A 21,488-nucleotide genomic window follows, 5' to 3' on the forward strand; every position below is an offset into this window, starting at 1 on the left:
CGTACAACCCGCACGCACAAGAGAGGGGCGGCCCCCCCGGCCGCCCCTCTCTTCGTTCTCCTACGGCTCTACCAGCCGCCCTGCCCGTAGCCCTGGCCCTGCCCCTGGCCCTGTTGCCACGACGGGTCCTGGGGCGGATACCCGCCCTGCTGCGGGCCGTGGCCCTGGCCCGGGTACTGCTGCTGGTACGGCTCGTGGTCCCCGGGGTGTCCGCCCTGCCACTGCTGCTGGCCGGCCGGTGCCGGCGACCCCCAGCTCACGCGCTGCTGCGGGACGGCCGCGTGGTGCTCCTCGTGATAGCCCGGGATCGGCTGCGGCTGGGAGGGGATGCCGCCCGCCGGACGGGGCCGGGTGCGCAGCGCCACGCCTTCCAGGCGCATCAGCTGGAGCGTCTCGGTGACCTTCTTGTCGGAGTACGGGTCCTCTTCCTCGAAGATCTCCGTCACATCGCTCTCGTGGTCGCCGGCCACGGACACCTCGACACCGCCCTGACGGGTGCCCCAGCTGCCCTTGTGCAGGGTGAACAGGGCGTAGAACCGCAGCGGGGTCAGCAGGGTCAGCTGGATCACGCCGTAGATCGGCGCGAGCAGGAACATGCCGAAGCGCTTGATGAAGCCCATGCCGCGGCGCGGGAAGTCGAGGTAGCGCACATTGCGGAGGTAGCCCATCAGGACCATGAAGACGAGGTAGTCGCCGATGTGGTTGACGAACTGCTGCGGCTTGATGATGGGCAGGATGACCATCGAGTAGAACATCGCCGAGCCGAAGACCAGCCACAGCGCGAGCTCCATGCAGGTCAGCCAGAAGGCGGGCCGGTACTTCTTCTGGTGCCGGAACGCCCACAGGGACTCGCGGAAGAAGGACTTGTTCCAGCGGACCTGCTGACGCAGGAAGTGCGGCAGCTTCTCGGGGACGGCCGTGTAGCCGACGGCGGTCTCCTGGAAGACGACCTGGCCTTCCATCAGGCAGTAGTTGGTCATGCGGCGGTCGTCACCGAAGACGGCCGGCTTGCCCAGGAACTGCTGGTTGAGGAAGTCCGGCAGGTACTTGCGCACCAGCGTGCCGCGGTACGCGGACAGCGCGCCGCAGCAGCACAGCACCGACTTCAGCCGCGAGTAGGCGGCCCGCTCGAAGAGGAACGAGTTGCCGTAGCGCAGGTCCTGGAGGCGGGTGAAGATGTTGCTGTCGTGGTTGAGCGCCAGCACCATGCCGGTGGAGGCCATGATCTTCTCGTCGGCCAGCGGCAGCAGCAGCTCGCGCACGGTGTCCCGGGACAGCACGGTGTCCGAGTCGACGCAGAGGAAGATGTCGGAGTACGGGGCGGCCTCGAAGCCCAGCGCCAGCGCCTCGCGCTTGCCCTTGTTCTCGGGCTGGACGCTGACGGTGTACTTGACGCCCTTGGCCTCGAACTCGCGGCGCATCTTCTTCGCGGCCCTGATGCCGGAGTCGTTGGCGCTGGCGTCGTCGATGATGTGGATCTCGTTCGGCAGGCGGCTCTGCGCGAGGAGGCTGCGCATGCCCTGCTCGAACATCACCGGGTCCTCGTTGTAGATCGGGATGACCGCGGTGACCCAGGTGTTCTCCAGGTACTCCAGCTCCTCCCGCCCGGCCTTGGCCGGACGGTAGAAGAGGGCGCCGAACATCTTCAGGGCCAGCAGGCCCATGGCACCCATGGAGTACAGGTGCAGGGACCCGGCGTCCAGCCGGGTGGCGATCAGCGCGGCCAGGCCCAGGAAGACGAAGTACGAGACCTTCAGGTGCCGCCGCTTGCGGTGGGCCCGACGGCCACCGGAGTCGACGGCTCCCGGTATGTACGTATCGTCGGCAGTCACAGCTTGACCACCCGCGGGTGGTCGGCGGATTTGCCCCGGGTGTCGAAGAGGGCCCGGGCGCGGTCGGCGAGTTCGTCGAGGTCGATCTCGCGGTGCGGCTGGAGCAGGACGGTGAGGTCAGCGGCCTCGGCGGCGGCGAGGTAGTCGTCGGCCCGCTCGACGGGCACTCCGGCGACCTGCCAGTCCTCGACGCGCGGGTCGAAGTAGACGAGTTCGGCGCCGCGGGCGAGGAGGTTCTCCGCGACCGCCAGGGCCGGGCTTTCGCGCTGGTCGGAGATGTCCGGCTTGTAGGTCACGCCGAGCAGCAGCACCCGGGAGCCGCGGACGGCCTTGCCCTGGTCGTTGAGCAGATCGGCGGCCCGGTTCACCACGTGCACGGGCATCCGCTGGTTGATCTCCTGCGCCAGCTCCACGAAGCGGAACGGGATGCCCAGCGAACGCACCTTGTACGAAAGGTAGTTGGGGTCGATCGGGATGCAGTGCCCGCCGACGCCGGGGCCGGGGTAGAAGGGCGCGAACCCGAACGGCTTGGTGGAGGCGCACCGGATCGCGTCCCACAGGTCGACGCCGATCTCGCGGCAGAACATCGACATCTCGTTGACGAGCGCGATGTTGACGTGCCGGTACGTGTTCTCCAGCAGCTTGGCCATCTCGGCCTCGCGGGTGCCCTTGGCCTCGACGACCCGGTTCACGAACCGCTCGTAGAGGGCGCGGGCGGCCTTGGTGCAGTCGGCCGTGATGCCACCGACGACCTTGGGCGTGTTCTCCAGGCCGAAGGAGGCGTTGCCCGGGTCGATGCGCTCCGGGGAGAAGGCGAGGTGGAAGTCGATGCCGACCCGCAGGCCCCCGGCCTCCAGACGCGGTCGGACGACCTCGTCGGTCGTGCCCGGGTACGTCGTCGACTCCAGGACCACGAGCGTGCCGGCGGTGAGGTGGGCGGCGATGTCTTCGACGGCGGCGTGCACCGCACCGAGGTCCGGGGCACCGTGATCGGTGAGCGGCGTGGGAACACATACGACCACCGCGGCGGCGTCGGCGATGACCGCGGCCTCGTCGACGGCCACGAAGCCCCGCTCCAGCATGGCGCGCACTTCGGCGTCGGTGATGTCGTCGACGTGTGAACGGCCGGCGTTCAGTCCGTCGACCACCCGTCGGCTGCGGTCGAGACCGACCACCTTCAGGCCCGCGGCAGCGGCGGACCTGGCCAACGGCAGCCCCACGTAACCGAGTCCGACAACGACAAGATCCACCGCGGAGGATCTGCTCACGACATCATTCCCCAACCCCGTTGCCACGGCGTCAGCCAGACGCAGCAGCAACCGGCCCCCCGAGCAAAAATCGAACAAGTCCAAGGAGGCTAACAAGACCTTCACTTTCTGACCATGTTCACCCTAGGTGCGCCTTGTCACCCACACATCTGTACAACCCTTGACACACCTCGTGTGTCTGGAGCGTCAAGAGCCTCGGAATGAAGGGGCCGGTTCCGCTTCCTGGAGGGGAGTCAGATCTCCCGCCAGGCCTCCAGCGCGAGCCCCGGCTCGTCCTTGCGACGGGTGAGCAGCACCGTCCCGGCCGAGGGTGACAAGGACGCCGCTACGACCTCCTCGTACGCGTCGAGCACCACCGACACCATGGCGTCGGCGGGCAGCTGGGGCCCGGACTCGGTCCACCAGGCACCGGCGGACTCCTGCTCGGTCGGATACGCGGCGAAGGCGACCCGGCCGCTCGCCGACCGCTGCGCGAGCACGGTGCAGTCGTGCCCCTCGATCTCACACCGCACGGCCGAGACCGGGCCCGGCCCCGCGGAGACGAGGAGAGTGACCGGCTTCTCACCCGGCCGCCAGGCGCACAGGTCTCCGGACTGATCCGTGAAGAAGAGAGTGGTGTGCTCGGCGGAGGTGGCCAGCGCGCGCAGCGTCCCCGCCCGCACGGCCACCTCCACGCCCTCGGTCCGCACCGGCGTCTTCCCGTACTCCTCCTGCCGCCAGTGCAGAATCCCGCCGGACGCACAGGCGTACACCTCCACCCTCCCCGACTCCCCCGTGACGGCGGCCAACTCCCCCTCGACGTCATGTCCTTCGAGATCCTGCCAGGGCCCCCAGCCGCCCTTCATCCTCTGGTTGCGCAGGCTCACCCCGCCGCCCGCGTTCCGCACGAAGACATAGCCACGCCCCGCGGAGTCGACGGCGACGGCCGGCGGGCCCGTCCGGTCGCCCTTCTTGTCCGGGTGCCCGATCGGGACCCAGTCCAGGGGCGCGAGCCGGGGCCTGAAGTGCGTGGAGTGCACGAGGCCGGACTCGCCCGGCACGGTGGGGCGCCAGGCGGCCAGATGGGCGTACCCGTCGACGCCCTGGCCGACCGCCGCGCCCGGGTGCAGCTTCTGGTCGCCGCCGACGGTGCGGGGAGCGTCGTCCCAGGGGCCTGCGGGGCCGCGTTCCGCACGGCACAGGACGGCGTCGCCGGAGGGCAGATAGACAGTGAGGCGGCCGTCGCGGCCGCGGAGGAGCCAGTCGCCGTTCACCTGTTCACTTTATGCGGCCGACCGGGCCCGGTGCGCCCGCCCGCCCCCGCCTCGCGCCCATCTTCCGTGCGACCCTGGCCACATGAACGCCAACGCCCCAGTCCTGGTCGTCGTGGACGCCGCGAATGTCGTCGGGTCGGTGCCGGACGGGTGGTGGCGGGACCGCCGGGGTGCGGCGGAACGGTTGCGGGACCGGCTGGCGTCGGAGGGGGTTCCTGCCGTCTCCGGGCCGGTGGAGATCGTCCTGGTGGTGGAGGGGGCGGCGCGGGGGGTGGAGTCCGTGCCCGGGGTGCGGGTGTCTTCGGCGCCGGACAGCGGAGACGATCACATCGTGGAGGTGGTCGCGTCGGCCGGTGAGCGTTCCGTCCTGGTGATCACGGCGGACCGGGAGCTGCGCAGGCGGGTCGGGGAGCTGGGGGCGGAGGTGGCGGGGCCGCGGACGGTTCGTCCGTAGGGGCTCGGCGTACGGCCTGGGGCCGGGGCGTTGCCCTTGGCGGCACGATTGCCCTCAGCTCAGCGGCCCGCACCGCCGGACGACGCAAGGGGCCGTGCCGGGACGGACATCCCCGACACCGCCCCGGCCCGCACCCGGCGAGCGGGCAGGCACCCGGCGGGCAGCAGACGCCTACGGCATGCCGCCACCACCCGCGCTCGGCTGTTCCTCTCCCGCTTCGCGGCGCCCGAGGCGGCTGTGGGTGCGGCCGTAGAGGAAGTAGACGAGGAAGCCGGCGGCCATCCAGATGCCGAACCGCACCCACGTCTCGGCGGGAAGGTTGATCATCAGCCACAGGGAGGCGCAGATCGACAGGATCGGGATGACCGGCACCCATGGAGTGCGGAAGGACCGGGGCAGGTCGGGGCGGGTCCTGCGGAGGATGATCACGCCGATGGCGACGACCACGAAGGCGAACAGCGTGCCGATGTTCACCAGCGCGGCGAGCTCCGTCAGCGGCGTGAACCCGGCGAGGACCGCGATGATCACGCCGAGCAGGATGGTCGGCCGGTGCGGCGTCCTGAACCGCGGGTGGACGCGCGAGAAGAACCGCGGCAGCAGCCCGTCACGGCTCATCGCGAAGAACACCCGGGTCTGCCCGAGGAGCAGGATCATGCACACCGTCGTCAGGCCGACCGCGGCGCCGAAGCTGATGAAGCCCGCGAACCACGGATGCCCGGTGGCCTTGAACGCGTCGGCGAGCGGGGCGTCGACGGACAGCTCGCTGTAGTGCTGCATGCCGGTGACGACGATCGAGACGAGGACGTACAGCGCCGTGCAGATCACGAGGGAGCCGAGGATGCCGCGCGGCATGTCGCGCTGCGGGTTCTTCGTCTCCTCCGCGGCCGTGGCCACGACGTCGAAGCCGATGAAGGCGAAGAACACGACCGAGGCGGCGGTGAAGATGCCCATCACGCCGAAGTTGGAGGGCGCCCAGCCGAACATCAGCTGGATCAGCGGGGAGTCGAGACTGGCCCCGGCCTCGACAGGCTTCTCCTTGGGGATGAACGGGTCGTAGTTGTCAGTGTTGATGAGGAACGCGCCCGCGATGATCACGACGAGGACGACCGTCACCTTGATGGCGACGACGATCGACGTGATCCGCGCGGACAGCTTCATGCCGACCACGAGGATGCCGGTCAGGACGAGGACGAGCGCGGCGGCGAGGATGTCGAAGCCGAAGGCGTCGGCGCCCTCGCGGCTGCCGAGGGCCGTCGGCATGGCCCAGCCCGCGTTGTCCATGAGCGACTGGATGTAGCCGGACCAGCCGACGGCCACCACCGCCGTACCGAGTGCGAACTCCAGCACCAGGTCCCAGCCGATGATCCAGGCGGGCAGTTCGCCGAGGGAGGCGTAGGAGAACGTGTAGGCGGACCCCGCGACCGGGACCGTGGACGCGAACTCGGCGTAACAGAGGGCGGCCAGGGCGCACGCGACGCCGGCCGCCACGAACGCCAGAGCCGTCGCGGGCCCGGCGTTGTCCTTGGCGACAGTGCCGGTGAGCACGAAGATGCCGGTACCGATGATCACGCCGACGCCGAAGACGGTCAGATCCAGCGCGGACAAGGACTTCTTGAGCGCGTGTTCTGGCTCCTCGGTGTCGAGGATGGACTGCTCCACCTTCTTCGTCCGGAAGAGGGTACTGCTCACGGAATACCTCCCACGCTTGTCGTCCTCGACATGATCGAGAGGTGGCACCATCCGTATGCCCCGGCACGGACGAAATCACGCCAATGGGCCGGTTACACCACCCTCATGGTGGGGAAACCGGCCCATCTCGCACCCGTTCAGCCGTGTCGGCCGCGTCAGTCGCGGGCGCTCTCCACGGCGTCCACGGCATCCGTGGCGCTGCGCTCGTAGCGCCCGTCCAGCTTGGCGACCAGGCCGGTCACCTGCCGGGCGATGTCCGGCGCGGTGAGACCGATCTCGGCGAGGACCTCCGCACGGGAGGCGTGGTCGAGGAAGCGCGGCGGGATGCCGAAGTCACGCAGCGGCACGTCGACGCCCGCGTCGCGCAGCGCCTGGGCGATCGCCGAACCGACGCCGCCGACACGGCTGTTGTCCTCGACGGTGACGACCACGCGGTGCTGCTCGGCGAGCGGGGCCATGGCCTCGTCGACGGGCTTGACCCAGCGCGGGTCGACGACGGTCGTGGAGATGCCCTGCCTGTCGAGCAGGTCGGCGATCTCCAGGCACATCGGCGCGAGGGCGCCGACGGAGACCAGCAGGACGTCCGGCCGGTCGGTGCCGGGCTCGCGCAGCACGTCCATGCCGCCGACCCGGCGCACGGCCGGCACGGCGGGGCCGACGGCACCCTTGGAGAAGCGGACCACGGTCGGCGCGTCGTCGACGGCGACGGCCTCGCGCAGCTGGGCGCGGACCTGGTCGGCGTCGCGCGGCGCGGCCAGCCGCAGGCCGGGCACGACCTGCAGGATCGACATGTCCCACATGCCGTTGTGGGAGGCCCCGTCGGTGCCGGTGACACCGGCCCGGTCGAGCACGAAGGTGACGCCGCACTTGTGCAGGGCCACGTCCATCAGCACCTGGTCGAAGGCGCGGTTGAGGAAGGTGGCGTACACGGCGAACACCGGGTGCACACCGCCCGTGGCCAGGCCGGCCGCGGAGACGGCGCCGTGCTGCTCGGCGATGCCGACGTCGTAGACCCGCTTGGGGAAGCGCTTGGCGAACTTGTCCAGGCCCACCGGCTGGAGCATGGCGGCCGTGATGGCGACGATGTCCTCGCGCTCCTCGCCGAGCTTGACCATCTCCTCGCCGAAGACAGAGGTCCAGTCGGCGCCGGAGCTGGCGATCGGCAGGCCCGTGTCGGGGTGGATCTTGCCGACGGCGTGGAAGCGGTCCGCCTCGTCCTGGAGGGCGGGCTGGTAGCCGCGGCCCTTCTCGGTGAGGCAGTGCACGATGACCGGCCCGCCGAACCGCTTGGCCTTGGCGAGCGCGGACTCCAGGGCCTCCAGGTCGTGTCCGTCGATCGGCCCGACGTACTTCAGGCCGAGGTCCTCGAACATGCCCTGCGGGGCGATGAAGTCCTTGAGCCCCTTCTTGGCGCCGTGCAGGGTGTCGTAGAGCGGCCGTCCGACGACGGGCGTGCGCTCCAGGACCTCCTTGGTGCGGGCGAGGAAGCGCTCGTAGCCGTCGGTGGTGCGCAGGGTCGCCAGGTGGTTGGCGAGGCCGCCGATGGTCGGCGCGTACGACCGCTCGTTGTCGTTGACGACGATGACGAGCGGGCGGTCCTTGGCGTCGGCGATGTTGTTCAGCGCCTCCCAGGCCATGCCGCCGGTCAGCGCGCCGTCCCCGATCACGGCCACGACGTGGTCGTCGCGCTCCAGGATCTGGTTGGCCTTGGCGATGCCGTCGGCCCAGCCGAGGACGGTCGAGGCGTGCGAGTTCTCGATGACGTCGTGCTCGGACTCGGCCTGCGAGGGGTAGCCGGACAGGCCGCCCTTCATCTTCAGCTTCGAGAAGTCCTGGCGGCCGGTGAGCAGCTTGTGGACGTAGGACTGGTGGCCGGTGTCCCAGAGCACCTTGTCCCTGGGCGAGTCGAAGACCCGGTGCAGGGCGATGGTGAGCTCCACCACGCCGAGGTTGGGGCCGAGGTGACCGCCGGTCTTGGAGACCGCTTCGACAAGGAAGCTCCGGATCTCCTCCGCCAGCTGGTTCAGCTCCTCCAGGTTGAGCCGGTCCAGATCGCGCGGTCCCCTGATACGGGTCAGCAGCGGCACCCGTGCCTCCTTGCAGTAGAGCTGTTGCCGGGCTTGTCGAGTCTAATGTTCCGCCGCGGCGGAAGGTGTCCGGGCGGTGCGTCGTGCGTCACCCGATCTGCCGTACCCAGCACGGCCCGCTCTACGACGCGGCTGTGCCCGGCACCGCCATGGGTGCCGGGCACAGGCTCAGGGAACGGAGTCGGCGGTGTTACGCGCGACCCGCCGTCCGCTGCGTCTTGCGGGTGACGGAGTCGATGACCACGGTCGCCAGCAGCACGCCACCGGTGATCATGTACTGGACCGGCGCGCCGGTGCCCTGGAGGGCCAGGCCGTACTGGATCGCCGTGATCACCATGACACCGAGCAGGGCGTTCCAGATGCGGCCCCGGCCGCCGAAGAGGCTGGTGCCGCCGATGACGGCCGCCGCGATGACGTTCATCAGCAGGTCGCCGGCGCCGGCGCTCTGGTTGGCGGCCGCGATCTTGGAGGCCCAGAACAGGCCGCCGACCGCGGCGAACAGGCCCGCGAGGGCGAACACCGACACACGGACGGCGACGACGTTGATGCCCGCGCGGCGGGACGCCTCGACGCTGCCACCGAGCGCGAACACCTTGCGGCCGTACGGGGTACGGCGCACCAGGAAGTCCATGGCGACCAGGACGACGAGGAACAGCAGCAGGGCCAGGGGCAGGCCCTTGTACTGGTTGAACATGATCGCGGCGGCGTAGGCGACGACGGCCAGCAGACCGGTGCGCAGCAGAACGTCGCTCAGCGGCCGGGACGGGACTCCGGCGGCCTCCCGGCGGCGGCTGTCGAGGAAGGCGGAGACGAAGTAGACCGCGACGGCGAGCGTCGCCAGGCCGTACGCTGCGGCGACGTCGGAGAAGTAGTACGTGGTCAGCTGCCCGATCACGCCCTCGCTGTCGATGTTGATCGTGCCGTTCTGGCCCAGCATCTGGAGCATGAAACCGTTCCAGAACAACAGCCCCGCGAGGGTGACCGCGAAGGCCGGTGCCCCGATTCTCGCGAAGAAGAATCCGTGCAGGGCGCCGATCGCCGCACCTCCGACGACGGCGATCAGCAGGGCGAGCCATTCGTTCACGCCGTGGGTGACGGAGAGTACGGCGAAGACGGCACCGGAGACACCGCTGACCGAGCCGACCGACAGGTCGATCTCCCCGAGGAGCAGCACGAAGATGATGCCGACGGACATCATGCCGGTCGCGACCATGGCGACGGAGATGTCGTTGAGGTTCTTCGCGGACAGGAACGCCGAGTTCAGGCTCTGGAACGTGACGCAGATGACGACCAGGCCGACGACGACCGGGATCGAACCCAGGTCACCGCCGCGGATCTTGCGCTTGAACTCGGTGAGGTAGCCGGCGAAGCCCTGCTCCCGGACGAGCAGCCGGGGGTCGACGGCGGTGTCGGAGCCGGGGGCGGCCTCGGGGTTCTCCACGACGTGCCCGTCGGTGGGCGTGGAGGTCTTGTCGATGCTCACTTCTGAGCCTCCCCGTTGGTGCGCGCCGCACGGCGGGTCACGGCGTTGTCCGTGGCACCGGTGATGGCGGAGATGATCTCTTCCTGTGAGGTCGACTTGACCTCGAAGACACCGTTGTTGCACCCGAGGCGCAGCACGGCGACCTTGTCCGCGACCGCCTTCACGTCGGCCATGTTGTGGCTGATGAGCACCACGGCGTGGCCGCGCTCACGGAGCCGCTCGACCAGGTCGAGGACCTGTGCGGTCTGCTCCACGCCGAGCGCCGCGGTCGGCTCGTCGAGGATGACCAGCTTCGGCTCGCCGAGCATGGAGCGGGCGATGGCCACGGTCTGGCGCTGACCGCCGGAGAGCGAGGCGATCGGGATGCGGACGCTGGGGATGCGGATCGACAGCGTGTCGAGCAGTTCGCGCGAGCGGCGCTCCATCTCGACCTCGTCGAGGATGCCGCGGCGGCGCAGTTCCCGGCCCAGGAACAGGTTGCCGACGACGTCGATGTTGTCGCACAGCGCGAGGTCCTGGTAGACGGTCGCGATGCCCAGGTTCTGGGCGTCGTGCGGCTTGTTGATCGATACGGCCTTGCCCTCCCACTCGATGACACCGTCATCGATGGGGTGCACGCCGGCGATCGTCTTGACCAGCGTGGACTTTCCGGCGCCGTTGTCGCCGACCAGGGCGACCACTTCACCGGCATGGACCTCAAGCTCTACGTCGGTGAGCGCCTGGACGGCACCGAATCGCTTGGAGACCCCGCGCAACGCCAGCACGGGCGTAGCGGACACGTGAATCATCTCCTTCGCCGCCTGACCCGGCGGAAGGTAGTGCAGAAGAGTTGGGGGTTTCCGTCCGGCGCCCCGCCTAGCTTGCGGGGCTGGTGTGTGCGGGGCGCCGGAGGAGCTGTGCGTGGTCGTCCCGCAGGCCTGGTGACCTGCGGGACGACCGCGGGACCGCTTACTCGAGGCCGAGCTTGTCGCAGGCCGCCTTGAACTTGGCGGTGCAGATCTCGTTGACGGTGTAGACGCCGTCCTTGATGACGGTGTCCTTGATGTTGTCCTGGGTCAGCGAGACGACCGGGACGAGGACGGAGGGGACGCCCTTGGTGGTGGGGCTGTCGACCTTGTCCTTGGCGACGGAGTCGAGCGACTCGCCGTGGGCCAGCGCGACGGCCATCTTCGCGGCGGCCTCGGCCTCGGGGGCGTACGGCTTGTAGACGCTCATGTACTGCTCACCGGCGACGATGCGCTGCACACCGGCGAGTTCGGCGTCCTGGCCGGTCACGGGCGGCAGCTTGTCGAAGCCTCCGGCCTTGAGCGCGGTGATGATACCGCCGGCCATGCCGTCGTTGGCGGAGTAGACGCCGACGATCTTGCCCTTGCCGAGGGCGGAGATGGCGCCCTCCATGTTCTTGTTGGCGTTCTCCGGCTTCCACTCCTTGGTGTCGTACTCCTTGCCGATCTTCACCTTGCCGTCGAGGACGGAGTGGGCGCCCTTCTTGAACAGGGCGGCGTTCGGGTCGGTGATCGACCCGTTCATCATGACGATCTGGCCGTCCTCGGCCTTGTCGCCCAGGGCCTTGAGCAGGGCCTCGCCCTGGGTCTTTCCGACCTGCTCGTTGTCGAACGAGGTGTAGGCGTCGATCGGGCCCTCGGCCAGGCGGTCGTAGGCGACGACCGGGATGCCGGCGTCCTTGGCCTTCTTCACCGAGTTGGCGATCGCCTTGGCGTCCACAGCGTCCACGATGAGCACGTCCACCTTGTTGGTGATCATGGTCTCGACCTGCTGGTTCTGAACCGTGGCGTCCTGCTTGGCGTTGGCGTAGACGACCTCGCCCTTGTTGTTCGTCAGCTCCTTGATCTGCTTCTCGATCAGGACCCGGTCGAACTTCTCGTAACGTGCGGTCTGGTTCTCGGGAAGCAGGAGACCGACCTTGATGTCGTCGCCCTTCTTGGCGGCGGCGTCCGACGAGGAGTCGCTACCGCCGTCGGCCTCCTTGGCACTGCCACAGGCGGCGAGGGAAACGGCCATCGCGGTGGCGGCAACGGCAACGGCGGCACGGCGCATACGCGTGTTCACTTCTAGAAACCTCCCTGACGAGGCCGCGACGTTGCGGCCGAGGTGGCTGGAAGTCAACTCGGCCACACGTGCGACGTCAAGAAGTAAATCCTTAACGAGATGGCAACGGTGCCATCCGTTCTCTAAGTGAAGGCAGGGGTGACTGCCTGCAGTGCGCCTGGAGCAGTCCCATCCAAAAGGGTCGAATCACCCATCTCGCTGAGGGCGAGAGCGAGTGCTCCGAGCACTTCCGCGCGGCCGCCGAGGGCGCCGGGAAGGACGGACAACTGGCGCGCCGCACTGGGGATGGCGTAGCGGCCGACGGACTCCCGGATCGGCCCGAGTACCAGCTCACCGGCCTCGGCGAGATCACCGCCGAGGACCACGCGGCTCGGGTTCAGCAGGTTGCAGAGATTGGCCACTCCACTGCCGATGTGGCGGCCGACGTCGGCGATCACCCGACGACAGCCCGGATCTCCGTCCCTGGCGAGCCGTACGACGCCTTCCATGGTCAGGTCGGTGCCGTGACTGGACTGGAGCAGCGGGAGCACGTAGCGCGCGGCCGCGAAGGTCTCCAGGCAGCCGCGGTTGCCGCAGCGGCAGACCGGGCCGGATTCATCGAGTGTAATATGTCCGATTTCTCCGGCGGTGCCGCCGGGGCCTCGGTAGATCTTTCCGTTGATCACCAGGCCTGCGCCGACGCCGCTGGCGACCTTGATGTAGGCCAGGTCGCGGACGCCCCGTCCGCTGCCCCAGACCATCTCGCCGAGGGCGCCGAGGTTGGCGTCGTTGTCCACGTGCACGGGGACGCCGAGGCGGCCGCGCAGCTCCTCGGCGGGCTTGGTGCCGGTCCAGCCGGGGAGGATGGCGGTCGAGCCGAGGGTGCCGGACTCGACGTCGATGGGGCCGGGGACGCCGAGGCCGACGCCGGTGATCTTGGCACGGTCGACGCCGGTGGCTTCGATCAGGCGGGTGACCAGCTGTTCCGCGCGGTCGAAGCCCTGGGTGGACGATGCGTCCACATCCAGGGGCTCGGACTCCTCGGCGAGGACCTGGTGGGCGAGGTTGCCGATGGCGACGCGGAGGTGGGTGTGGCCGAAGTCGACGCCGATGACGATGCCGGCGTCGCCGCTCAGCGACACGCTGCGGGCCCTGCGGCCGCCGGCGGAGGTCGGTGTGACCTCGACGGTGCCGCCGTCCTTCAACTCCCGGACGATGTTGGAGACCGTCGCCGCGGACAGACCCGTCGTCCGCGCGATCTCGGCCTGGGTGAGGGAGCCCGCCAGACGAACGGCACGTACGACCCGCTCCAGGTTGGCTCGGTGCAGCGACGACTGCGACCCCGGAGTCTCCACGACGACCTCCTGCGCACGGGGCCGCTTCGATGAGACCCCGTCTATGTCCAACTAGTGAACTCTAAGCTGAGCCGTTCGGGTTGCCTCCCGTCAAGAGGTTGAACTGATTCCGGGGGGTATGCGGGTGGTTGCGGAGGGCTACGTGGTAGTTCGCGCTTTCTGTCTCGGGGTGCCTGCTGCGGCCTGCGGGGGGGTGTGGTGGGGGTGCGCGCCTTCGCCTTCCCGCCGGGGGTGGGTCGGGGCCGCGCCGGGGGTGTCCGTCCTCGGAACGGCGCGATGGGGTGAGATACCGGCTCACTCGCGTTGACGCGCCGACCGCTGCGGGCGGACACCCCCCGACACGGCCCCTTCCGTCGTACGGCGGGTGCCGGTCCGCTTGGCTGCGGGCATGCGTGCCGCTAGGGGCGGCACGGGTGGGCGCAGCGGCACCCCGCTCCGCCGGGCTGCGCGACGGCCCGGCGGTGGCTGCGCAGGCCAGGGGCTACTTCAGCGCACCCGCGGTGAGCCCCTGCACCACCTGCCGCTGGAAGATGATGTACGCCGCCAGGACCGGCAGCATGGCCATCACCAGGCCTGCGAAGAGGCCCGACCAGTCGCCCTTGTAGCCCTGGCTCACCGCCAGCTGGACCAGGCCTTGAGTGAGGACGCGCTTGTCGGGGTCGGTGTTGAGGACCGTGGGGAGCATGTACTGATTCCACTGGCCCAGGAAGTTGAAGATGCCGACGCTGATCAGGCCCGGCTTGGCCATGGGGAGCATGATCTGGAAGAACGTGCGGCTGTGGGACGCGCCGTCGACGAACGCCGCCTCCGCCACCGAGCTGGGCAGGGTGCGGAAGAACGCCGTGAGGAAGAACACCGTGAACGGCAGCGAGTATGCGATGTAGACCAGGATCAGGCCGTGGATGGTGTTCAGCAGGCCCATGTTGTTCACGACATAGAACAGCGGGACCAGCGCGAGCATGATCGGGAAGCTCATGCCGCCGATGAACAGGTAGTAGATGAAGCGGTTGCCCGGGAAGTCGAAGCGGGCCAGGACGTAGGCCGCCATGGAGCCCAGGACCAGCGTGCCGATGAGTGAACCGCCCACCACGAGGACCGTGTTGAGGAAGTAGTCACTCATGTTGGCCTGGGTCCACGCCCGCGACCAGTTGTCGAAGTGCAGGGAGTCGGGGAGCGACCAGGGGGAGCTGAAGATGGAGCGGTCGTCCTTGAAGGACGTCATGACCGCCCAGAGCAGCGGCATGACCACCATGAACGCCCAGATGACCAGGACGCCGTGGGAGAAGACGTTGAGAGCCGTGCCCTCCTTCTTCTCCTTCGGGGGTGGAGGCGGTGGCGTGTCCGTCTTGGCGATCGGTGCGCCGGACTCGGCCGGGAGCGGCGCGGGGGTTTCGGTCGTCTTCATCGATCAGTACTCCAGCCGCTCGCGACGGCCCAGCCGCATCACCACGGCGGCGAAGGCCAGCGTGACGACGAGCAGGGCGACACCGATGGTGGTGGCGTAGGCGGCCTGCCCGTCACGGAACGCCTTCTGGTACACGTACAGGACCATGACGGTGGTCGAGTAGTCGGGACCGCCCGGCCCGGTCGTCATGATCTGCACGACCGCGAACGACTCGGCGCCCAGGGCGAGGATGCCCATGTAGACCCAGCCGGACTGCACGGTGTCCCACAGCAGGGGCAGGGTGATCCGGAAGAAGGTGGTGACGCGGTTCGCGCCGTCCAGGAGCGCGGCCTCGTACATCTCCGCCGGGATGGAGGCCATGCCGGCGGAGAAGAGGACCACGAAGAAGCCGACCGTGGACCAGACGAGGACCCCCATCACGGCCCACAGCGCCAGGTCGGGGTCGCCCAGCCACAGGGGCTGGACGTCGCCCAGGCCGACACCGCGCAGGAGCGAGTTGATCGCGCCGCTGTCCGGGTTGTACGCGAACGCGAACAGCAGCGCGACGATGGCGATCGAGAGGACCTGCGGGAAGAAATAGACGATTTTGTAGAACGAGGAGCCTCGGACGCCGGTGACCACCGGGCCGTTCTTTCGCTTTCTGCCGCCCACATTGATCATGAAGGCGAAGAACAGCGCGAGGCTGATCGTCACCACCGGCAGCAGGAGGGCGAACAGCAGGCTGTGCTGCAACGACTTCCAGAAGATGTCGTCGTCGAGCATGCGGCTGTAGTTGTCGAAACCGACCATCTTGAATTCGGGGCTCAGGCCGGTCCAGTCCGTGAACGAGTAATAGATGGACTGGATGAACGGCCAGACCACGAAGAGCGCGTACAGTCCCAGGGGCAACGCGAGGAAGCCCACGATGAACCGGTACTTGCCGTGCTGCATCGCCACTCCGGTGCCGTTGCGGAAATCGGGTTTCCGGTGCTGTTACTGGTGCTTGTAGTGCTTGATGGAGGAGTCCTTGGCCGCCTCGTCGGCAAAGCCCTGGATCTTCTTGATGGCCTCGGCCGGGGTGAGGCGGCCGGCCATCATCTCGCCCAGACCGGACACCCCGATCTTCTCCTTCTGCAACTGCACGTACCAGTCCTGGAGACGGGGGTTCACCACGTTCTCGCCGGCCTTGTCCAGCGCCGCGACACCCGACTTCAGACCGGGGGTGAGGGCGATGCCGTCGGTGCCGCCGTTGTACGCGGTCAGCGACTTCACCTTGCCGGTGAAGTTCTTCGAGGAGGCCTCGCTGAGCATGATGCGCAGCTGCTCCATGCCGCCGGCGGCGTTCTTCGCCTTGGCCGGGACGATGAAGGGCTCGCCGCCGGAGGCCCAGATGGTGCCGAAGGGCAGCTTGTCGGAGGAGTCGAGACCGGTGGGCGCGGAGACGGCCAGGTCGAAGTCCTCCGGGATGACGTTGGCCGACTCGTTCTCCACCCAGGAGCCGTTCGGGATGAACAGCGCCTTGCCCTCGGCCCACGCGGTCTGCGACTGGATGTGGTCCAGGCCCGGGGTGCCCTTCAGGACGTAGCCCTTCTTGTAGAGCTCGTAGTACGCGTCGAAGCACGCCTTGACGGCCGGGTGCTTCCAGGCGTTCGGCTCCAGGTTGTCGATCGCGTCGAGGACCTCGCGGCCGCCGACCTTGCCGATCATCGGGTAGAGCGAGAAGGGGAGGTAGTACGGGTATTTGCCCGCGTACGTCCAGCCCGCCATGCCCTTCTTCTTGGCCTTCGCGCAGACCGCGAGCATCTGGTCCCAGGTCTCGGGGTACTGCTCGTCGAGCGAGTCCAGGGCCTTCTGCGAGTACCAGACGCCGTACACGGTGTAGGCGTAGTAGAGGATCCAGACCTTCTCGCCGTCGAACTGGCCCATCTCCACGATGCCGGGGCGCAGCGTGTCGCGGACCTTCTTGCCCGGGTCGTCGTAGGAGGGCGCGTCCAGCAGCGGGGTGAGGTCGGTGAGCTGGTCCTTGCCGACCAGAACACCCATGTCCATCTGCTCGGCGCCGGAGTTGTCGATGAGGTCCGGCGGGGTGCCCTGGTTGAAGCGGGGCTGGAGCGTGGACTGGATCTTCTGGGTGGCGGAGAACTTCACCTGCACCTTGGGGAAGTTCTTCTCGTAGATCTTCACGGCGTCCTCGGCGTATTCCTTGCCGAAGCCGCCGTCGAACAGGACGAATTCCATGCCGGCCGTGTCGTTGACGGCGAGCGGGTTCTTCGCGGTCTTCTTGCCGGCCTTGGCCTTGTCCCCGCTGTCGTCGCCGCCGCTGCTGGCGCAGGCGGACAGGAAGCTCATGGTGGGGACGGAGATCAGCCCGAGCGCGGCAGACCTTTTGATCAGATCACGGCGGCCGACACCTTCGGTGCCGTGGTTCTCGGCGGAAGTGGATCCCATGCTCAAGTCCTCGCCTTCTCCAGGACTCAGGCGGTGAACCGGATCCTTCCCGGCACCGCGATCGGGTCACGCTGGGTCGTGCAGGAAAGTGCGGGTGGTGACGTGCGGATCGTGTGAATCGCCCGACAGGTATAGTCCACTTCCCGCCGACGGATCAAGATCGAACACAAGGTTGGCCGTGGGTCTTATCCGAGTTGAGACCTCGCGGAAGTATGAGCGGCCTGTGGGTGCTCCGCCGGAAATATCCCGGTCACCGCGCCGGAATGCCACAGGCAACACCCTTGACACTCCCCACCACTTGGGCAACTACTGGTCCTTGCGCATCGAAGGTGACAACGTTGTCCACTGCGCAGGGAGGGTACCCGTTGATGCAGCGGAAAGCTCGGCACAGATGGGGATCGGCGGTCGTGTCGGCGACCGCCTTCGCTTTGGCCCTGGGCTCACAGGGCGTTGCGGTCGCACTGCCCGAAGCCCCCGAGAGCCCCGACCGGAAGTTCGCGTCCTCGTTTGAGGCGGACGACCCGGTTCCGGACTGGCTGAACACCGTCGACACCGCCCCCGACGGCGGCAAACGGGCCTCGGGTGTCGACGGCGGCTACAGCAGTGGCATACCGGGCAATGTGACGGACCGTGTGACGGATGTCCGGGCCGGCGCCGAGAACACGGGCGGCGGCGAGGTGAAGGAGAATCTCGTCGACGGCGAGCCGAGCACCAAGTGGCTCACCTTCGAGCCCACCGGCTGGGCCGAGTTCGACCTGGACAAATCCGTCAAACTTGCACGTTACGCGCTGACGTCGGCCAACGACCACGCCGAGCGCGACCCGAAGGACTGGACCCTGAAGGGCTCCGCCGACGGCAAGGACTGGAAGACCCTGGACACCCGCTCCGGCGAGTCCTTCTCCGAGCGGTTCCAGACGAAGACGTACGACCTGGCCGAACCGGGCGAGTACCGGCACTTCCGGCTGGACATCACCGGGAACAACGGCGGCGACATCCTCCAGCTCGCCGACCTCCAGCTGTCCACCGGCGGCAGTGACGGGCCCGTCCCGCAGGACATGCTCTCCCTGGTGGACCGCGGCCCGAGCGGCTCCCCCACCGCCAAGGCGGGCGCCGGGTTCACCGGAAAGCGTGCCCTGCGTTACGCCGGCCGGCACACCGCCGACGGGCGGGCGTACTCGTACAACAAGGTCTTCGACGTGAACGTGGCCGTCGGCCGGAACACGCGGCTGGCCTACCGGATCTTCCCGTCGATGGCGGACGGCGACCTCGACTACGACGCCACGAACGTCTCCGTCGACCTCGCCTTCACCGACGGCACCCATCTGAGCGAGCTGCGCGCCACCGACCGGCACGGCTTCCCGCTGACCCCGCGGGGGCAGGGCGCGGCGAAGATCCTCTATGTCAACCAGTGGAACGACGTGGCCTCGCGGATCGGGTCGGTCGCGGCCGGGAAGACCGTGGACCGGATCCTGGTGGCGTACGACTCCCCCGGGGGTCCGGCGAAGTTCCGGGGCTGGCTGGACGACGTGACCATCGAGTCCGCCGCCCCCGAGCGGCCGAAGGCGCATCTGTCGGACTACGCGGTGACCACCCGCGGCACCAACTCCAGCGGCGGCTTCTCGCGGGGCAACACCTTCCCGGCGACGGCGGTGCCGCACGGCTTCAACTTCTGGACGCCGGTGACCAACGCGGGCTCGCTCAGCTGGCTGTACGACTACGCGCGTGCGAACAACGCGGACAACCTGCCGACGATCCAGGCGTTCAGCGCGAGCCACGAGCCGAGCCCCTGGATGGGTGACCGGCAGACCTTCCAGGTGATGCCGTCCGTCGCCGCCGGTACTCCGGACCTGGGCCGGGAGGCTCGGGAGCTGGCCTTCCGGCACGAGAACGAGACCGCGCGGCCGTACTACTACGGGGTGCGGTTCGAGAACGGCCTGAAGGCCGAGATGGCGCCCACCGACCATGCGGCGGCGCTGCGCTTCACCTACCCCGGCGACGACGCGAGCGTCCTCTTCGACAATGTGACGGACCAGGCGGGCCTGACGCTCGACAAGGACGACGGGGTCGTCACCGGCTACTCGGACGTGAAGTCCGGGCTGTCGACGGGCGCGACCCGGCTGTTCGTCTACGGCGAGTTCGACAAGCCGGTGACCGAGGGCGACTCCAGTGGCGTCAAGGGCCACCTGCGTTTCAAGACCGACGACCGGACCGTCACCCTGCGCCTGGCGACCTCACTGATCAGCCTCGACCAGGCCAAGGACAACCTCCGCCAGGAGATCCCGGAGGGCAGGTCCTTCGAGGCGGTGAAGAAGAGCGCCCAGCGGCAGTGGGACCGGCTGCTCGGCAAGGTGGAGGTCGAGGGCGCGACCCCCGACCAGCTGACGACGCTGTACTCCAGCCTGTACCGGCTGTACCTGTACCCGAACTCCGGTTTCGAGAAGGTCGGCGGGAAGCACCGGTACGCCTCGCCCTTCTCCCCCATGCCGAACCCGGACACCCCGACGCACACCGGCGCGAAGATCGTCGACGGCAAGGTGTACGTCAACAACGGCTTCTGGGACACCTACCGGACGACCTGGCCGGCGTACTCGTTGCTCACGCCGGGCAAGGCGGGTGAGCTGGTCGACGGGTTCGTGCAGCAGTACAAGGACGGCGGCTGGACCTCCCGCTGGTCCTCCCCCGGCTACGCGGACCTCATGACGGGCACGTCGTCGGACGTGGCGTTCGCGGACGCGTACGTCAAGGGCGTCGACTTCGACGCGAAGGCGGCGTACGACGCGGCCGTGAAGAACGCGACGGTCGTGCCGCCGAACTCGGGCGTCGGCCGCAAGGGCATGGCCACCTCCCCCTTCCTCGGCTACACGAGCACCGAGACGCACGAGGGCCTGTCCTGGGCGCTGGAGGGCTACCTCAACGACTACGGCATCTCCCGCATGGGCCGAAAGCTCTACGAGGAGACCGGCGAGCGGCGCTACAAGGAGGAGTCCCGGTACTTCCTGAACCGCGCCCGGGACTATGTGAACCTCTTCGACACGAAGGCCGGGTTCTTCCAGGGCAAGGACGCCAAGGGCGACTGGAGGATCGAGTCCTCGACGTACGACCCCCGGGTGTGGGGCCACGACTACACCGAGACCAATGGCTGGGGGTACGCCTTCACCGCACCGCAGGACAGCCGTGGCCTGGCGAACCTGTACGGCGGCCGGAAGGGCCTCGCCGACAAGCTCGACGAGTACTTCTCCACCCCGGAGACGGCCTCCCCCGAGTTCGTCGGCTCGTACGGCGGTGTCATCCACGAGATGACCGAGGCGCGGGACGTGCGGATGGGCATGTACGGGCACTCCAACCAGGTCGCCCATCACGCGATCTACATGTACGACGCGGCCGGACAGCCCTGGAAGGCGCAGAAGAACGTCCGCGAGGTGCTGTCCCGGCTGTACACGGGCAGCGAGATCGGGCAGGGCTACCACGGTGACGAGGACAACGGCGAGCAGTCGGCCTGGTTCCTGTTCTCCGCGCTCGGCTTCTACCCGCTGGTGATGGGCAGCGGCGAGTACGCGGTCGGCTCGCCCCTGTTCACGAAGGCCACCGTGCATCTGGAGAACGGGCGCGAGCTGGTGGTGAAGGCGCCCCGGAACAGCGCGAAGAACGTGTACGTGCAGGGGCTCGAGGTCAACGGCCGGACCTGGACGAAGACCTCCCTGCCGCACTCTCTGGTCGCCGAGGGCGGTGTCCTGGACTTCGACATGGGCTCACGGCCGTCGTCCTGGGGCACGGGCCGGCACGCGGCGCCCGTGTCGGTCACCCGGGACGACGAGGTGCCGGCGCCGCGCGCGGACGTGCTGAAGGGTGACGGCGCCCTGTTCGACGACACCTCGGCGACGGACGCGACGGTGACCTCCGTGGACCTGCCGGTCTCCGAGGGTGCCGAGGCGGTGCAGTACACGCTGACCTCGGCGGCGGACCGGACGAAGGCACCGGCCGGATGGATGCTCCAGGGCTCCTCCGACGGCACGGCCTGGCGGACGCTGGACCGGCGCTCCGGGGAGTCCTTCGCCTGGGACAGGCAGACCCGCGCGTTCTCCGTGAGATCGCCGGGTACGTACGAGAAGTACCGCCTGGTCCTCGACGGCGAGGCCACCCTGGCGGAGGTCGAAATGCTCTCCTGAGCAGCCTAATTGGGGGTCCG

General features: G+C 68.6%; 14 protein-coding genes. 2 read left to right on the top strand and 12 right to left on the bottom strand.

All coding sequences use genetic code 11. The annotated features are described in order from the left end of the window. Positions 1 to 68: 68 nt before the first annotated feature. The 3 genes from G3I77_RS19415 to G3I77_RS19425 all read right to left on the bottom strand — a co-directional run bounded on the left by G3I77_RS19415 (position 69) and on the right by G3I77_RS19425 (position 4,353). Positions 69 to 1,832 (bottom strand): glycosyltransferase, encoded by a 1,764-nt coding sequence (locus G3I77_RS19415; RefSeq protein ID WP_248505434.1) that lies wholly within the window; start codon positions 1,830 to 1,832, stop codon positions 69 to 71. Further along, the gene (locus G3I77_RS19420) at positions 1,829 to 3,100 is read right to left on the bottom strand and encodes a nucleotide sugar dehydrogenase (RefSeq protein ID WP_248505438.1); all 1,272 of its coding nucleotides are present in this window, start codon (positions 3,098 to 3,100) and stop codon (positions 1,829 to 1,831) included. The genes G3I77_RS19415 and G3I77_RS19420 overlap by 4 nt, the downstream gene beginning before the upstream one ends. Before the next feature lie 233 nt (positions 3,101 to 3,333). Beyond that, positions 3,334 to 4,353: a hypothetical protein gene (locus G3I77_RS19425; protein WP_248505440.1), complete on the bottom strand. Its 1,020-nt coding sequence runs from the start codon at positions 4,351 to 4,353 to the stop codon at positions 3,334 to 3,336. Between the two features lie 82 nt (positions 4,354 to 4,435). Here G3I77_RS19425 and G3I77_RS19430 point away from each other — a divergent pair, with 82 nt between their 5' ends. Then, entirely contained in the window at positions 4,436 to 4,807 is a 372-nt protein-coding gene (locus tag G3I77_RS19430) for an NTP pyrophosphohydrolase (protein ID WP_248505442.1), read from the top strand. Positions 4,808 to 4,978: 171 nt separating this feature from the next. Here G3I77_RS19430 and G3I77_RS19435 read toward each other — a convergent pair whose 3' ends face one another. The 9 genes from G3I77_RS19435 to ngcE form a co-directional block, all read right to left on the bottom strand. Further along, positions 4,979 to 6,496, bottom strand: a complete 1,518-nt coding sequence (locus tag G3I77_RS19435; protein ID WP_248505444.1) for an amino acid permease — start codon at positions 6,494 to 6,496, stop codon at positions 4,979 to 4,981. A 155-nt stretch (positions 6,497 to 6,651) separates the two neighbouring features. Continuing rightward, positions 6,652 to 8,583, bottom strand: a complete 1,932-nt coding sequence (gene dxs, locus G3I77_RS19440) for a 1-deoxy-D-xylulose-5-phosphate synthase (RefSeq protein ID WP_248505446.1) — start codon at positions 8,581 to 8,583, stop codon at positions 6,652 to 6,654. Between the two features lie 190 nt (positions 8,584 to 8,773). After that, positions 8,774 to 10,066: a sugar ABC transporter permease gene (locus G3I77_RS19445; RefSeq protein WP_248505448.1), complete on the bottom strand. Its 1,293-nt coding sequence runs from the start codon at positions 10,064 to 10,066 to the stop codon at positions 8,774 to 8,776. Next, positions 10,063 to 10,854, bottom strand: a complete 792-nt coding sequence (locus tag G3I77_RS19450) for an ATP-binding cassette domain-containing protein (protein WP_248505450.1) — start codon at positions 10,852 to 10,854, stop codon at positions 10,063 to 10,065. Before G3I77_RS19450 ends, G3I77_RS19445 begins: the two co-directional genes overlap by 4 nt. Before the next feature lie 160 nt (positions 10,855 to 11,014). Next, positions 11,015 to 12,124, bottom strand: coding sequence for a substrate-binding domain-containing protein (locus tag G3I77_RS19455; protein WP_248505609.1), 1,110 nt, complete (start codon positions 12,122 to 12,124; stop codon positions 11,015 to 11,017). 134 nt (positions 12,125 to 12,258) lie between these two features. Beyond that, on the bottom strand, positions 12,259 to 13,470 hold the full coding sequence (locus G3I77_RS19460) for an ROK family transcriptional regulator (RefSeq protein WP_248505452.1): 1,212 nt from the start codon (positions 13,468 to 13,470) through the stop codon (positions 12,259 to 12,261). Positions 13,471 to 13,951: 481 nt separating this feature from the next. After that, entirely contained in the window at positions 13,952 to 14,875 is a 924-nt protein-coding gene (locus G3I77_RS19465) for a carbohydrate ABC transporter permease (RefSeq protein ID WP_248505454.1), read from the bottom strand. 3 nt (positions 14,876 to 14,878) lie between these two features. Next, on the bottom strand, positions 14,879 to 15,805 hold the full coding sequence (locus tag G3I77_RS19470; protein ID WP_248505456.1) for a carbohydrate ABC transporter permease: 927 nt from the start codon (positions 15,803 to 15,805) through the stop codon (positions 14,879 to 14,881). A gap of 42 nt (positions 15,806 to 15,847) precedes the next feature. Then, positions 15,848 to 17,302, bottom strand: coding sequence for an N-acetylglucosamine/diacetylchitobiose ABC transporter substrate-binding protein (ngcE, locus tag G3I77_RS19475; protein ID WP_248505458.1), 1,455 nt, complete (start codon positions 17,300 to 17,302; stop codon positions 15,848 to 15,850). 368 nt (positions 17,303 to 17,670) lie between these two features. Here ngcE and G3I77_RS19480 point away from each other — a divergent pair, with 368 nt between their 5' ends. Then, complete coding sequence (locus G3I77_RS19480; protein WP_248505460.1) at positions 17,671 to 21,468, top strand: GH92 family glycosyl hydrolase; 3,798 nt, start codon at positions 17,671 to 17,673, stop codon at positions 21,466 to 21,468. Positions 21,469 to 21,488 lie beyond the last annotated feature (20 nt).

Origin of the sequence: Streptomyces sp. D2-8 (genome assembly GCF_023184515.1) — a bacterium.
GTDB lineage: Bacteria > Actinomycetota > Actinomycetes > Streptomycetales > Streptomycetaceae > Streptomyces.